The 15085-nt window shown below is 58.4% G+C and carries 12 protein-coding genes; 10 read left to right on the forward strand and 2 right to left on the reverse strand.

Going from position 1 to position 15085, the window contains the following annotated elements; genetic code table 11:
• Nucleotides 1–359: 359 nt before the first annotated feature.
• Together Q0K02_RS10730 and Q0K02_RS10735 are read right to left on the reverse strand one after the other, a co-directional pair.
• Nucleotides 360–626 (reverse strand): hypothetical protein, encoded by a 267-nt coding sequence (locus Q0K02_RS10730; RefSeq protein ID WP_294488581.1) that lies wholly within the window; start codon nt 624–626, stop codon nt 360–362.
• Nucleotides 627–949: 323 nt separating this feature from the next.
• Complete coding sequence (locus Q0K02_RS10735; protein ID WP_294488584.1) at nt 950–1417, reverse strand: hypothetical protein; 468 nt, start codon at nt 1415–1417, stop codon at nt 950–952.
• A gap of 555 nt (nt 1418–1972) precedes the next feature.
• On the opposite strand from Q0K02_RS10735, the gene Q0K02_RS10740 reads away from it, so the two are divergent.
• The 10 genes from Q0K02_RS10740 (at nt 1973) to Q0K02_RS10785 (ending at nt 14940) form a co-directional block, all read left to right on the forward strand.
• Entirely contained in the window at nt 1973–3352 is a 1380-nt protein-coding gene (locus Q0K02_RS10740) for an outer membrane homotrimeric porin (protein WP_294488586.1), read from the forward strand.
• Between the two features lie 825 nt (nt 3353–4177).
• Nucleotides 4178–5026, forward strand: coding sequence for an amidohydrolase family protein (locus Q0K02_RS10745; RefSeq protein WP_294488589.1), 849 nt, complete (start codon nt 4178–4180; stop codon nt 5024–5026).
• 906 nt (nt 5027–5932) lie between these two features.
• Nucleotides 5933–8407 carry a pyruvate formate lyase family protein gene (locus Q0K02_RS10750; RefSeq protein ID WP_294488592.1) on the forward strand — a complete coding sequence of 825 codons (2475 nt, stop codon included), beginning with the start codon at nt 5933–5935 and terminating at the stop codon, nt 8405–8407.
• Between the two features lie 122 nt (nt 8408–8529).
• Entirely contained in the window at nt 8530–9441 is a 912-nt protein-coding gene (locus tag Q0K02_RS10755; protein WP_294488596.1) for a glycyl-radical enzyme activating protein, read from the forward strand.
• 17 nt (nt 9442–9458) lie between these two features.
• On the forward strand, nt 9459–10451 hold the full coding sequence (gene hemB / locus Q0K02_RS10760; RefSeq protein ID WP_294488599.1) for a porphobilinogen synthase: 993 nt from the start codon (nt 9459–9461) through the stop codon (nt 10449–10451).
• 83 nt (nt 10452–10534) lie between these two features.
• A complete protein-coding gene (locus tag Q0K02_RS10765; protein WP_294488602.1) occupies nt 10535–11944 on the forward strand; it encodes an SLC13 family permease in 1410 nt (469 codons plus the stop codon).
• Between the two features lie 13 nt (nt 11945–11957).
• Nucleotides 11958–12725, forward strand: coding sequence for an N-acyl homoserine lactonase family protein (locus Q0K02_RS10770; protein WP_294488606.1), 768 nt, complete (start codon nt 11958–11960; stop codon nt 12723–12725).
• A 133-nt stretch (nt 12726–12858) separates the two neighbouring features.
• Nucleotides 12859–13188 carry a DUF3870 domain-containing protein gene (locus Q0K02_RS10775; protein ID WP_294488609.1) on the forward strand — a complete coding sequence of 110 codons (330 nt, stop codon included), beginning with the start codon at nt 12859–12861 and terminating at the stop codon, nt 13186–13188.
• Nucleotides 13189–13370: 182 nt separating this feature from the next.
• Nucleotides 13371–14150, forward strand: a complete 780-nt coding sequence (locus Q0K02_RS10780) for an N-acyl homoserine lactonase family protein (protein ID WP_294488612.1) — start codon at nt 13371–13373, stop codon at nt 14148–14150.
• A gap of 34 nt (nt 14151–14184) precedes the next feature.
• The gene (locus Q0K02_RS10785) at nt 14185–14940 is read left to right on the forward strand and encodes an SDR family oxidoreductase (RefSeq protein ID WP_294488615.1); all 756 of its coding nucleotides are present in this window, start codon (nt 14185–14187) and stop codon (nt 14938–14940) included.
• Nucleotides 14941–15085: the final 145 nt, after the last annotated feature.

Genomic DNA, 15085 nt, shown 5'->3' on the forward strand with positions numbered 1-15085 from the left:
CCGTCCCGCGCCCGCCGCGGCGCGCGCGCGGGGCGGGGCGGGGGGGGGGGGGGGGGGGGGGGGGGGGAGGGGGGGGGGAGGTCAAAACCTTGTCCTGAATCGGCCGTTGCGAACTCTCTGAAATTTTCAAGGAACAAAGGAGCGCCCTTTTCCAGACAGACGGAGCTTTTCGCCCCGGCCGGCGGTCGCTGTTCCCGTTGCCTTTCGCGAAAACGATCACGAAACTCGGCACCCTCTCCGACCGCCGCCCCTGCCTCACCCGCCGACACGCAATCTGCACACGGCGACTTTGGCGGGGCGTTCTTTTATGGCGTCCCTCGTTGAAATCGACATTAGTGAAAATGAATTTCAATGTCAACTTAATTTTTCTTTTTTTCCTTATTCTTTTTGAAAAAACTTTTTTCGTATTGTCCATGATTAGGACGGTCGTGCAAAAAAGATAAAAGAGCTTTATATTTCAGCGAGATCAATAAATGCGTACAGCCCGGCGTCCGGGGATGCGGCAAGAGGGAGCCCCTGTCGCCGGCAACGCCGAGAATCCTGTCTTCTGCGCGAGCCGCGCCTTCGCCCCGGGCGTCTTGTGCTTCGCGCGCCGCCGAGAAGTTCCCGAATCTGCGCCTTCCCATGCGCCTGCATGCGTGGCCGCCTGGCGACAAGAAAAAAGCCGTGCCCGGATGTTCCGAACACGACTTTTCAAGAGCTTCGTCAGCCGCTCTGACGCCAATGGTTGCACAAAAAAACTCTGCGCCTCTCACAACACAGCGCTTCCCGGCGTTCCGCTCATGTCGCGGCCTCCGGACTTCCGACGATTCCTGCCCGCGCCTGATGACGCAGAGCCTGGAACGCCGCGGCGCTTTTCCGCGTGCCGAAACGTCCCGAATGTTTTCGACAGAACAAGACAAACACGTTTTCGGCGGAATCGGCGCGTTATGAATTGCCGAGCTCGCGACTAGCGTTCCAGCTTGAAGCGGATGCGCAGCACGCCGCCGTCGTCGGGCTTCCACTCATGCGACACCCACACAAACTTCCCGCATTCCGCGGTGTGCGCCACATGCTCCCCGATGCAGGGGCAGGCGTCCAGCGCGCCTTCCGGCGAATCGGGATCGCCGATATACACGATGCGCAGCGTCTCCCCCGCGCTTTCGGGCAGACGCGACAGATTGAACATCTTTGCCGCTTCGTCGCGGGCCATGTTCCGGGCCGTCACGGGCAGGTCGCGGGCAAGTTCTCTGTTCACCTCGTCGGCAATGCTGCTTGCATCCTCGGGCGACAGGTCGTGCGGAAAAAGAAAATCCACCTTGGACTTGTTCGCGTTGATGTGGGTGGAAAAACAGCGGGGGCAGCCGTAACGGCGGATAAGCACGCCGCTCAGCGCGTGCTCGGCCGTGTGCATGCGCGGATCATATTCCTTGCTCATAGTACCATCCTTAATAATGAGTAACGTCCTGCCTGTGCTACCGCAAAACGCGGCAAAGGAAAAGTTTCGGCCGTCAGGAGAGACTCGCCCCCCCGCCTTCACCCAACCGCCACGTCCCCTCTGAAATGCCGCGATCTGCCGCAAAACCGCCCCTCGACGCGAGGACAAAAATTTAAACGCGCAGGGGATTTTTCCCCGTTTCAGAGGCAAAAAACACCCCGCTTTCCCCTCTGAAAGGCAATTTCGAGCCCCGAAGCCCGCTCATCCTGCTGTTTGACCGTTTCGATCAAGAAAAAATAACTCATGATATTTCTCATGGTTATCATGCATCGTTGTTGCGAGCCTCTTGCCCGCGATTCTAAGGTGTTTCAAATTTTTATACCAACTTAACATACTAAAATAAAACAATATTTATTTTTATTTACCATGAAATTATTACTTCGTTAACATTTTTTTATTGCTTAAATAACGAGTTAATTCTAAGCTCCGCTCATGGAAAAAGAGGGATTTTCCATATCGGTGTTACAAACCACTTTTTTCAAAGGAATGACTACAATGAAAAAGCTTACTACGCTTCTTCTGGCTGCCGGCCTCGTTTTTGCCGCGTCTGCTCCTGCTTCCGCCGTTGATCTTAAGATGGACGGCCAGTATCTGTTCAACTTCGTTACCGGCGAACGCGTCGGCACCGGCCAGAACTTCGACGAAGCTGGTCAGCGTCTGCGTCTCGGCATGACCCTTACCGCCAATGAAAACCTGTCCGGCTACTTCCAGGTTCAGGTCGGCACCGGCGTTGACAGCACCAACACCTACGACTGGGGCTCCGATCCTTCCGGCAACAGCACCAAGATCGGCATGCGTCAGGCTTATGTTGATTGGGTGATTCCTCAGACCGTCGTGAAGGTCCGCATGGGCCGTCAGCTCGTTGGTCTGCCTGAAGACGCCTTCGGCAAGAACGCTATCATGCATCCCGGCTGGCAGGGCCGCGACGGTATCGTCGTGACCGCTCCTGCTACCGATTGGCTCGACCTCACCGCCTTCTGGCTGCGCGCCGGCTACGACAGCGTCAACACCTACGACACCGACCAGTCCAACAAGTCCGACTACTTCGCCGCCACGGCCGCCTTCAAGTTCGACGGCTTCTCCTTCACTCCTTATGTGATGTACGCCTCCCTTGACGAGTCCTCCGTGTGGGATGAAGATGAAAACGACTATGTTGCCGGCAACGCTGTGAACACCTCCGCCGACGGCACCTCCATCCTCGCCGACGGCAACGCCTTCTGGGCCGGCACCAACTTCGTGATGAGCTACTTCGATCCCTTCGTGCTGAAGGTCTCCGGCGCTTACGGTATGGTCAGCTACGATACCTCCAACGACGGCGTCAACTACCAGGATCGCCACGGCTGGTATGTGCAGGCCAAGGCTTCCTACAAGACCGCTTACGGCACCCCGATCTTCGGCGGCTGGTACGGCTCCGGTGACGACAGCGATGCCCAGTACAAGGGCCAGGGCTGGATTCCTGCCTGGGCCGGCCGTTTCCATCCCACCTTCGGCTACTCCGCTGGTGAATTCGGCCTGTTCGACACCACCGTTCGTCACAACATCTCCGGCACCTGGGGCCTCCAGGCCGGTATCGAAGACGTCAGCTTCCTGCAGGATCTGACCCACAAGTTCACCGTTACCTGGTTCCAGGGCACCAACGACAAGAACCAGTGGTCTGCGACGGAAAACCCCTACAAGTACATGACCGACAACGACAACGTTGTTGAATTCAACCTGGCCAGCACCTACAAGATCTACAAGAACCTGACCGCCTGCCTCGAACTCGCCTACATGATCACCGACTACAGCGACGGCGATCACGCCACCTGGGCTGCGGGCAACGAGACCGACAAGGACGGCTGGAGCACCGCTCTTACCTTCCAGTACATGTTCTAATTCGACGCGGACTTAGTCCGCATCGGGTCTGAGCCTGAATGACGCGGGAGAGGATAGCAATATCCTCTCCCGTTTTCGTTTAATGCATCCGCAGTCCCACCTCCCCGCCCCGACGCGTCTCTGCGTCTTTCGCTCGCTCCTCTCCGCTTTTGGTCGCCCTCCGCCGAGCAGAAAAACCGAACATTTTCCCCGGCACGACAGAAACGCCCACCTCAACCGCGACTTCTGAGCAGCGGAACGAAGACACCATTCGCCGCACACGACGCATCCTCTTGTCGTCGCCCCTGCGTTTTTTCATCGTTCGCCCGACCACAGAGAGCGCAAATCCGCCGCGTCGGCGGGTTCCAGAGACACGCCCTCGCATGGTGGAGCGTAGAAGATCTACAAGCCCCAAAACGCCCGCATGCCGTCGCATTGCCCTCCCTTTGCCGACAGCAACACTCAACATGACGACATTACTCCTTTCACCGTTTGAGCCTTGATAAAAAGTTTTCGTCAAATCAAAGCGATATCAAGAACAGAACAACACGGACAGAACCCGTACAACAAGCGATGCCGCCTTCTTCCACCCTCATGCCTGCGAGGTCTTTGCTTGTGAAGAGCACATATTTCTGCACGAGCGGGGTCAACAGGCGTTCGTCGGTTGACAAAAAATGGGCAACCTATATTAAAAGGACAGTTCTTTTCGGACTTTTGTCTCCTGCCGTGCCCCTCTGCCCGCAGGATTGAACTCCCTTCGGCTGAAGCTCCAAGGCTTCTTCACTATGGGATTCCTCAAGTGCCGCTGGTTGATCAACCGTTGCTCTGTCTTATGGAGGAATCACCATGATTTTCGATTTTCGTCTTCGTCCGCCGTACAAGGGATTCAAGAATCTCGGCATCTTCAATCCCGCCTGCAATGAAAAAATCCCTCAGAAGCATCACGGCATACCGAGTGAGGCCGCTCGAAAAAAAGATCTCGACCTGTTCTGGAAGGAAATGGAAGACGCCGGCATATCCAGGGGCGTGGTCATAGGCAGGCAGGTGCCCAACGACGCCGCCTCCGTTCCCAATGACGACGTGCTCGACATGGCGCGCGAGTTCCCCGACAAGATCATTCCCTTCGGCAGTCTCGACATTACCCGCGGCGTTTCCGCCACGCTCGACGAGCTGGAACGCTGCATCGAAGGCGGCATCAAGGGCATCGCCATGGAGCCCGCCTACGCCATGCCGCCCAGAAAGGCCGACGCCAACGTGCTCTATCCCCTGTACGCCCGCTGCGAAAAGGCGGGCATTCCCATGGTGCTGACCCTGAGCTTCTTTCAGGGCACGCTGGAATATTCCGACCCCTGCACCGTGCAGCACGTGGCCAACGACTTTCCCCACCTTCAGATCGTCGTCGCCCACGGCTGCTATCCGTGGATTCCCATGATCTTCCAGGTGGCCATCACCAACAAGAACGTGTGGCTGCTGCCCGACATCTACATGCTGAACCCCACGGCGCCCGGCAATCAGATGTTCGGCGAGGCCATGCAATGGCTCGACGGCGAACGCATCCTCTACGGTTCCGCCTGGCCCTGCTATCATCTGAAGCAGGCCGTTCACGACATCGAGCGCTTCCACCTCTCGAAGGAACACAAGGAAAAATTCTTCTATAAGAACGCCGAAAAGCTCCTGAACATCAGCCTTTCCTGATAGTCTCTGTCGAAAGAACCGTCCGCATGCGGACGGTTCTTTCTTTCCGCTGCGGATCGCCCTTTTTCGGCAGACGAAACGTCTCCCACGAAAGTACGGCAATCCACACTCCCGGCGACAGGGTCTGCCTGCAACGACGGCCCTCAAGGGGCATATCTCCATCAAATCATGCGCATGAGAAACTCTCGCAAGGCGGCCACGGTTCGACGCCGCGACAAGGACGCCTTACCGAGCCGCCGCATGCTCCAGAAACAAACCGAGGCGCTCCGAGCCAAGCGCTGATGCACGACGGGCAGCCGAAAAACGAACGTGACGGCCCAAGTCTCAAAAAAAAACGCGCTCGATGCTCAGTGCAAAGTCAGACAGAATTCCCCCCCCCTCATTTTTAATGTTCTTTTCATCACAATTTTATTTATCCCCTTATTTTTTCACAATATACTGTATTTTTTATTATTTTTGCTTGCCTTTCGTCTTTTCACGCCTCTTTCCCTCTCAAAATACCGCCTTATGTTCCTGTTCCTGCGCCCTGAATCATGATCCTTAATTTTTTTTGGGAAAATATTGACAAGCCTTCTGAAAACAGCTAGGGTGCTTTTCAGAAGTTGGTGGCCTTTCAGTGGGCACTCCTCATAGAGTGTACCGGCCTGGGGCCGACATTGCCGGTTCATCACATGAAGAATGTGGTGCGCTGGCTTTTTTTGTCTTGAAGGCGGCAGTTCTGCTTGCAGCGCCGTCGTTCAGACAACGCTCTTGCCGCATCCTGATCGACAGTCGATGGCGGCAACAATTTACTGGGTGTTTTGCTCGGACTTTCACCAAAAAGACTCCGCAAGGCAAAACAAAGCAGCCTGGAACACATATGTCAGATATGTGCGTCCGGGCTTTTTGTTTTTTAAGGAGATTGCCATGAGTATTTGTGACACCACTTGTTGCATGACCGGCCAGGAACAGCGCCTCGCCGACGGCAGAGGCCAGTCCAGCCCCCGCGCCCGCACGAACAAGGCCCTGGAAATCATCAGAAGCGGACGTCCCAAGCTTGATATCGAACGCGCCGTGCTGTTCACGGAATCCATGAAGCAGACCGAACAGTATCCGCTGGTTCTGCGCTGGGGCAAGGCCATCCGCTACGTCATGGAGCACATCGGCGTCGTCATTCAGGACGGCGAGCTTCTGGTCGGCACGGTCGGCGGCCCCGGCAGAATTTCCCCTCTGTATCCGGAACTTCGCTGCGGCTGGTTCCCCAAGGGCATGCCCGCCACCCAGAAGAAGGACGCCTACGCCGTGCGCACCGAAGACATGGAAGTGTTCATGGAAAAGGTGGTTCCCTACTGGAAGGGCAAGACCGCCCATGAACACTACCTGACCCTGCTGCCCAAGGAAACCCGCGACATCATTTACGGCGACGACGACTACGGCGCCACCGGCCTCATGCAGGACAACTCGAACATCAACTCCACCCTGAACTGGAGCGGCGTGTTCGACAAGATCATCTACAAGGGCGTGCTGGCGCTCAAGGCCGAAGCCGAACAGCGTCTCGCCGAACTGCAGAACGATCTCGTCCACAACCACTACGACAAGATTCCCTTCCTTCAGGCCGTGATCGAATGCTATGAAGGCATGCTCATCTACGCCCGCCGCTACGCCGAAAAGGCGCGCGAACTGGCCGCTGAAGAAAAGGATCCCGTGCGCAAAAAGGAACTGGAAACCATTGCTTCCAACTGCGAACACGTGCCCGCCTACCCCGCCCGCAACTTCTGGGAAGCCATGCAGGCCCACTGGTTCGCTCAGGTGGCCTACCGCGTGGAACAGCAGATCAGCGGCGGCGTGGCCCTGCACCGCTTCGATCAGTACATGAACCCCATCTACGTGAAGGACCTCAAGGAAGGCACCCTCACCGAAGACTTCGCCCTCGAACTCTTGGAAGCCATGTGGCTGAAGATTGCCCAGGTGGTTCCCTTCAGCGCCACCAACGCCGGCAACTACTGGGAAGGCTACGCCCACTTTGAAAACTGCACCATCGGCGGCGTGGACAAGTACGGCAAAGACGCCACCAATGAGATGACCTATCTCATCATCCGTTCCAAGAAGGAATTTCCCCTTCACTATCCGGAAGTTTCCCTGCGCGTTCACTCCGGCACGCCGCACGAACTGCTGCACGCCGCCGCCGAACTCGTCAAGGAAGGCTGCGGCTTCCCCAAGTTCTTCAACGACGAAGCCATCATCACCCAGCTTCTCGTCAACGGCGCAAGCATCGATCAGGCCCGCGACTACTCCGCCGCCGGCTGCACCGAAATCCGCATGCCCAACATCGACACCTATCTGCCCCTGGGCGGCAACATCAACCTCGCGGCCGCGCTGGAAATGGCCCTCAACGACGGCAAGGCCCACTTCGGCCCCAAGTACGAAAAGCTCATGACGCCCTCCGTCGCCAGAAAGGACATCAAGAGCTATGAGGACATCGTTTCCAACCTGCGGGAATGCATCGACTTCTACGTGCGCCACTTCATGAAGCGCATGTCCGCGCTGGAACTGACCAACAAGCAGTGCCTCGCCGCGCCCTTCATGTCCTCCCAGAGCGACGTGTGCATGAAGAACCTGATGGACATCCATCAGTGCCTCATCCCCGGCGGCAACCATCACGACACCGGCAACGTCAACTTCAACGGCTTCGGCACCTGCTCGGAATCGCTCTGCGCCATCAAGAAGCTGGTGTACGACGACAAGGTGCTCTCCCTCGACGAACTGCTCAACGCCGTGAACAACGACTTTGAAGGACAGGAACCGCTCCGTCAGCTGGTGCTCAACGCGCCCAAGTACGGCAACAACGATCCCTATGCCGACAACATCGCCCGCAACCTCGACGCTATGATCATGACCATCGTCCACGGTTACGAATCCGTGTTCGGCGAAAAGTACGTCAAATACGTGCCCGTCACCTCCCACGTCGGCCTCGGCAACAAGACCTGGGCCACCCCGAACGGTCGTCACGCGCACACTTTCCTTTCCGAAGGCATTTCGCCCACGCAGGGCGCCGACATCAACGGTCCGCTGTGCACCATGATGTCCATCGCCAACAGCACCAGCCGCGTGTACCCCAACAGCTGCGCCCGCCTGCTCAACCTGAAGCTCAATCCTCAGGTGGTCAGCGGCGAAAAGGGCACCACCGACCTCATGAACCTCATCCGCAACTTCGTGGACCTCAAGCTCTGGCACGTGCAGATCGGCATCTACAACAAGGAAGTGCTGCTCAAGGCCAGGGAACATCCCGAAGACTACAAGAACCTCATCGTCCGCGTGGCCGGCTACAGCGCCTACTTCGTGGAACTGAGCCCCAGCATGCAGGGTGAAATCATCGCCCGCACGGAACACGAAATGGTGTAGCCTTTCCGCTTCCCTCCGCCGCCTTCACGGCGGCGGAGGCTTTGGGCTCCCATCCGGAGCCGACACGCCCGAGCACATTTGCCGACGGTTGCGCACCCGAGGCCGACAAAGAGGAGACGATCATGGAGTCCCTGAAAGGACGCATCTTCAACATCCAGAAATTTTCCGTTCACGACGGCCCCGGCGTGCGGGACACCGTTTTCATGAAAGGCTGCCCGCTCCGCTGCCTGTGGTGTTCCAATCCCGAGTCGCAAAGCCCCCAGCCCCAGATCGGCTGGCGCGAAAAAAAATGCATCGGCTGCGGCATCTGCCTGAAGGTGTGCCCCAGCGGTGCCCTCTCCCGCGCCGAGGACGGCCGCATCGAACGCGACAACAGCAAATGCACTCTCTGCATGCAATGCGTCAAACACTGCTACGCCAAGGCCATGCACGTGTACGGCGAAGCCCTCGACGTCGATGAACTTTATGCACGCGTCCGCAATCAGCCGCTCGCCTGGAGAAGCGACGGCGGCGTGACCGTCAGCGGCGGAGAGCCGCTCATGCAGGCCGAATTCGTGGCCGCGCTGCTGGCCAAATTCCGCCGCTACGCCATCCACACCGCCATCGAAACCACGCTGTTCGCCTCCTGGGAAAAGGTGGCCCTCGTGGCGGCGCAGTGCTGCCTCATCTACGCCGACATGAAATTCTTCTCTTCCGAGAAGCACAAACAGTACACCGGCGTAGAGAACACGATCATCAAGGAAAACCTGCTCCGGCTGAAAACCGAATTTCCCTCCGTGGAACTCATCGTCCGCACGCCGGTCATTCCCGGCATCAACGACGACCGCGAAGAGCTGAACAACATCGCCGACTTTCTGAAGCAGGTTCCCGGCCTGAACGATTACGAACTCTTGCCCTTCCACTCCTTCGGCGCGCCGAAATACGAGCAGCTGGGCATGGATTATGCCGTCAAGGATCTGAAAAGTCAGGACAAGGAAGAAATCGCCCTGCTGAACAATGAACTGCGTCGCCGCATCGGACTCGCGACGGCGTAACTGCAACGGAGAATCGCATGCAAAACTTTTTCCGCGGACGCCGTCTGCGCCGCAATGCCGTCATTCGCGAAATGATGGAAGAAGTCTCCCTCCGCGCCGCGGACCTCATGATGGGCTACATCGTGGTGGACACCGACGACAAAGACTTCCGCAAGCCCATCGCCTCTCTGCCCGGCATGTATCAGATGTCGATAGATCAGCTGGAGAGGCAGGTGGGCGAAGCCGTGGACGCCGGTCTCAGATCGCTCATGCTTTTCGGCATTCCGGCAGCAAAGGATGAAAAGGGCAGCGAAGCCTATGCGGAAAACGGCATCATTCAGCGCGCCGTGCGCCGCCTGAAAAAGCACTGGCCCGACCTTCAGGTCGTCACCGACGTGTGCCTCTGCGAATACACCTCGCACGGCCACTGCGGCCTTCTGGCCGAAGGCGACCACTCCGGCCACGTGCTCAACGATCCCACGCGCGAGCTCATCGCCCGCACGGCCCTGAGTCACGCGCAGGCCGGCTCCGACATGATCGCCCCCTCCGACATGATGGACGGACGCATTCTCGCCATCCGCGAAACGCTGGACGCCGCAGGCTTCGTCGATCTTCCCATCATGTCCTACGCGGTCAAGTACGCCTCCGCCTACTACGGCCCCTTCCGCGACGCCGCCGAATCCTCCCCGCACTTCGGCGACCGCCGCTCCTATCAGATGGATCCCGCCCTCGTGACCGACGGTCTGCGCGAAGCCGCCGCCGACATCCGCGAAGGCGCGGACATCATCATGGTCAAGCCCGCCGGCCCCTATCTGGACATGATAACCAGAGTTTCCGAACGCTTCGACGTGCCCGTGGCGGCCTATCAGGTCAGCGGCGAATACGCCATGATCCGCGCCGCCGCCCAAAACGGCTGGATTGACGAAGAGGCCGTCATTCTGGAATCTCTTCTCGGCATACGCCGCGCCGGAGCCAAGATCATCATGACCTACTTCACGGAAGAGCTGCTGAAAAAGCGTCTCGTCCGATAACGCCGGGAAACATCCTTTCCCTTCACCCCCAGACCTATTACAAGATCCCCCGGAATATTTCAGAAGAAACCAAGGAGTCCGCCATGACATCGATAAGCAGCATGCTCCGCAATCCCAAGTTCACCAGAACCGTCCTGCCCCTCGTCATCTACATGGTCCTTACGCTGCTCCCCACGCCCGAAGGCCTCACACCCGTGGGTCAGCGGGCCTTTGCGCTCGTTGTCGCAGGCATTCTGACCTTCAGCATGCAGCCCATCGACATCGCCATCTCCGTGCCTCTCTTTGTTCTTCTGGCTGTTCCGGCGGGCATCTTCTCCATGGGCGAAGCCATGAGCAGCTTCATGGGACCGGCGTTCATCTTCGTGTTCGCCATGGTCTGTCTGGCCATAGCGTTTGAAAAATCCGGCCTGACCAGACGCATCGCCCTCTTCATCGTTTCCAAGTCCGGCGGCAGTCCGAAACGTCTGCTCTTCCTGTTCATCGCCACGGCAGCGCTCTGCTCCTCCGTGCTCGCCGACATTCCCGTGCTCGTCATGCTCTTTCCCATCTGCCTGGAAATCATCAAGAAAAACGACTGCAACGTGCGCGGAAGCAATTTTGCCCAGTCCCTGCTGCTCGGCATAGGCAGCGGCTGCTTCCTCGGCGGCATGGCCCCCCCCGCCGGCAGCGCCGCCAACCCTACCTCCATCCAGATTCTGGAACAGGCCACCGGTCTCCACATCAGCTTCATGGAATGGGCCGCCATCGGCATGCCCGTGCTCATCCTGCTCATTCCCTGCATCTGGCTGAGCTTCGTCATCCTCATGCCCAGCGAAATCAAGCAGCTCAAGGGCATGGATCACTTTGAAGAGGACATGAAGCAGCTCGGCAGCATCTCCCGCAAGGAAAAGCTCTTCCTCATCGTCTTCGGTCTCACCCTCCTTCTGTGGTTCACCGACCGCGTCCACGGCATCTCCACGCAGGTGATCTCCATGATAAGCGTGGCCGTGCTCTCCCTGCCCGGCATCGACGTGTTCAACTGGAGACGCGACAGCGCAGACGTGAACTGGGACGCCATCATGCTCGTAGGCGGCGCAACCTCCTTCGGCGCCATGCTCACCAAGACCGGCGTCATCACCTGGTTCGCCCACGAATACCTCATGTCCTTCTCCTCCCTGCCCCTCGCCATGCTCTTCCTCTGCATCTGCGTGGTCATGATCATTTCCCAGTTCCCCATTCCCGCCGGCGCAGGCGCCGTGGCCACCCTGGCCCCCGCCTTCCTCGCCGTGGCAGAAATGGGCAACTTCAATCCCGCAGGCGTCATCATGGTGGTGGCTCTCTCCCAGGCCGCTCCCATCCTGTCGCCGGCCGTGTGCTTCTACCCCATCATCAACTCCACCGGTCTGCTGAACATCACCAGCGCATGGAAAACCGGCTTCTTCATCGCCATTGCGGAAATAGCCCTCATCCTGGCCTCGATGCTCACGGTGGGCAGCGTTCTCAACTTCCTCTAAAAGGAGCTTCTCCATGTGGAAAATCACCCCTCTTCACGTCGGATCGGTAACCACCATCGCCGGCGGACTCATCATGAAACACGGCGCCAAGTCCAACCCCGGGGAACTGGTGCAGGTACCCCACATCGCCTGGCTCCTGGAAGACGCCTCCCGCAACCGCAGAATTCTGGTCGATACCGGCTCCGACAACAACAACGAACGCAATTCGAGACTCCACAATCCCGTGGACCGCTCCAAGGGCAAGCACATCGTCAAGGCTCTTGAGGACAAAGGTCTCCAGCCCGGCGACATCGACGCCATCATCGTCACCCACCTGCACTGGGATCACGCGCAGGCCGTGCTCGATCTGCCCTCGACCCTGCCGGTCATCTGCCAGAAGTCGGAACTGCTGTTCGCCGTGGCTCCCTATCCCACCGACGCCAAGCACTACGAAACGGCCGTGAAGGATCAGGTGCCCTACTTCCTTCAGTGCTACCATCAGTACGAACTCGTGGAAGGCGAGGAAGTCATCGAGCCCGGGCTCAGCGTAGTTCCGCTGCCCGGCCATTCCTGCGGCTCCCAAGGCGTGATCGTGGACACCAAAGACGGACGCTTCGTCATCGCCGGCGACCTCATCAACATCCGGCAGAACTGGGAGAAGCGCACGCCCGGCGGCATCTACAACGACATCAAGGCCTACTTTGAATCTTTCGCCCGCCTGGACAAGCTGGAAAAGGAAGGCGCCGTCATCCTTCCCGCCCACGACTTCTGGGTGTTCGAGAACTATCCCGTCATGGGCTAGAAGCACACAGGGGGGCCACTCCGGCCCTCCATATCCGCCGCGAGGACATTGCAAAAAGACGCCGCAAATACTATGATAATCGTGACTGGTACTTATGTCGCAAACATCCGCGACACCTGGCAAGGAGGGTATTATGGGCGCCACGTCTGAATCATGCATCCTCATCGGCGGCTACGCGCAGCCTCCGAAAGAAACGGCCGCAAACTTTACCTACAACATTCTGTCCTGTCAGATTCTCATCAACAAGAAATCCCACTGCATCGTGCAGTGTCATTTCAACACCATAAGCTCGCTCACGTCCGACTACATCAACGATCTGCTGTTCGGCTACTGCTTCGACGAGCCGCTGGAACCTATTCTGGAAAAAATTCAGACGCACATCCACCTCGCCATCACAAGCAGCATCGTTCACGCCCTGCGCAACGCGCAGGAACGCTTCCGGCAGATAGACATTCCCGCGTAAGCCAACCTTCAACCGTTTTCCCTTCGGGGGTTCGACTGGCCGTCCATGCCACGGACACGCCGTCGCGTCGAACCACAGGCCCGCTTTCAGCTCCTCCCTTCCGTCGAGTTGAATCGGGCCTTTTTTAATTCCCTTCTTCCGGCCGCCGCGCCGGACATGCTTCACCATCCAAGGAGAACAGCATGAACGAACCCACCCTGAACGTGCTCCCTCTCGGGCATCTCGACTGCCAGTATTTCCGCATCGTGGCCGGATGCGACGAGAGCAGAATGTACCGCTCCCCGGTCAGCGCCCTGCTGATACGGCATCCCAGGCTCGGCAACATTCTCTACGACACCGGCAACAGCCCCTACAGCCGGTGGGAATACGGCGAAGACATCAACAGCGTCTATCCCGTCGGCAGCTTCGTTTCCATCGAGCAGGCCCTGCGCCTTCACGGACTCAAATGCTCCGACATCGACATGATCATCCTCTCCCATCTGCACTTCGATCACGTGGGGGGACTTCGCTACTTTCAGGGCACAAAAGCCATCAGGAACGTCATCGTGGCCGAAAGCGAGCTGCAAAGCGCCTGCTTCAGCGTGTTCACGGGCGAGGAACACAGCGCGTACATCAAGAGCCTGTTCGACGTGGAAGGCGTGGTGTACAGGCCCATCCGCGAAACAACCGAACTTGCTCCCGATCTCACGCTCTTCATTCAGAAGGCGCACACGCCCGGCGTGACGGGACTCATCGTCAAAACCCGCACACTTGGCAACGTCATCGTCACCAGCGACGCCGTGTACACGAAGGAAACCTGGGAAACGTCCACGCCTCCCGGCGGCCCCATCAACAAGGGCACCGAAGACTTTCTCGCCAACCTTCAGCGTCTGAGAGACATGCAGAAGCAGTACGACGCCGTCATGCTGTTCGGACACGACAGCGAACAGATTCAGGAATGGAGCCTCAAAGGCGACATCTGAACCACAACCATCCCATCCCACAAGGAGCATCATCATGGAACTGAACCTGAAAGGAAAACATGTGGTCGTCACCGGCGGGGCCAACGGCCTCTGCCACGACATAGCCGCCGCCTACTACGAAGCCGGAGCCGACGTCTGCCTCGTGGACATCGCGCCGAACCTCGCCGAGGCCGCCAAGGGTCTTGAAAAGGACCGCAAGATCACCTGCGTCAGCTGCGATCTGAGCAAGCTGGATCAGCTTCCCGCCGACTACGAAGCCATAAAGGCATGCTGCGGCGGCCGCATCGACGTGCTGTTCAACGGCGCGGGCATCCAGTACCGGGCCAAGGCCGAAGAATTTCCGCTGTCGAGGTGGAAGCTGATTCTGGACATCAATCTCAACGCGGTGTTCGCGCTCTCCCAGCTCGCCGGACGCGACATGCTGGCGCAGGGCTACGGACGCATCATCAACATGGCGTCCATGACGTCCTTCTTCGGCAGCGAAATGGTTCCGGCCTACGCCTCCAGCAAGGGCGCCGTGGCCCAGCTGACCAAGGCCCTGTCCAACGAATGGGCCAGCCGCGGCGTCAACGTCAACGCCATCGCCCCCGGCTACATGATCACCAAGCTGACCGCCGACATGCAGGAAAAGAATCCCGCGCAGTACAAGGAAATCACCAGCCGCATTCCCATGAAGCGCTGGGGCACCGGACAGGATCTGGGCGGACTTGCCGTGTTCCTCGCCAGCAGCGCCGCCGACTACATCACCGGAGCCGTCATTCCCGTTGACGGCGGCTATCTCGGAAAATAACGCAGGCCAGATTGCCTGAATACGGCCCTTCCGCCCTCGGCAGAAGGGCTTTTTTCATGCCGCAGGGGCACGGGCAGCTTCGTCGGGGATCACACATCGGGCGGCAGCGCGGAAAAACGCATCCACCTGATCGCATCCAACTCTT

The sequence above is a fragment of the uncultured Mailhella sp. genome, assembly GCF_944324995.1.
Taxonomy (GTDB): Bacteria; Desulfobacterota; Desulfovibrionia; order Desulfovibrionales; family Desulfovibrionaceae; genus Mailhella.

Excerpts from the sequence above, each read along its gene's own strand:
- Q0K02_RS10780 (WP_294488612.1), top strand. The coding sequence starts at position 13,371 with ATGAACGAACCCACCCTGAACGTGCTCCCTCTCGGGCATCTCGACTGC.
- Q0K02_RS10745 (WP_294488589.1), top strand. The coding sequence starts at position 4,178 with ATGATTTTCGATTTTCGTCTTCGTCCGCCGTACAAGGGATTCAAGAAT.
- Q0K02_RS10730 (WP_294488581.1), bottom strand. The coding sequence starts at position 626 with ATGGGAAGGCGCAGATTCGGGAACTTCTCGGCGGCGCGCGAAGCACAA.
- Q0K02_RS10765 (WP_294488602.1), top strand. The coding sequence starts at position 10,535 with ATGACATCGATAAGCAGCATGCTCCGCAATCCCAAGTTCACCAGAACC.
- Q0K02_RS10785 (WP_294488615.1), top strand. The coding sequence starts at position 14,185 with ATGGAACTGAACCTGAAAGGAAAACATGTGGTCGTCACCGGCGGGGCC.
- Q0K02_RS10775 (WP_294488609.1), top strand. The coding sequence starts at position 12,859 with ATGGGCGCCACGTCTGAATCATGCATCCTCATCGGCGGCTACGCGCAG.
- Q0K02_RS10740 (WP_294488586.1), top strand. The coding sequence starts at position 1,973 with ATGAAAAAGCTTACTACGCTTCTTCTGGCTGCCGGCCTCGTTTTTGCC.
- Q0K02_RS10750 (WP_294488592.1), top strand. The coding sequence starts at position 5,933 with ATGAGTATTTGTGACACCACTTGTTGCATGACCGGCCAGGAACAGCGC.
- Q0K02_RS10770 (WP_294488606.1), top strand. The coding sequence starts at position 11,958 with ATGTGGAAAATCACCCCTCTTCACGTCGGATCGGTAACCACCATCGCC.
- hemB (WP_294488599.1), top strand. The coding sequence starts at position 9,459 with ATGCAAAACTTTTTCCGCGGACGCCGTCTGCGCCGCAATGCCGTCATT.
- Q0K02_RS10735 (WP_294488584.1), bottom strand. The coding sequence starts at position 1,417 with ATGAGCAAGGAATATGATCCGCGCATGCACACGGCCGAGCACGCGCTG.
- Q0K02_RS10755 (WP_294488596.1), top strand. The coding sequence starts at position 8,530 with ATGGAGTCCCTGAAAGGACGCATCTTCAACATCCAGAAATTTTCCGTT.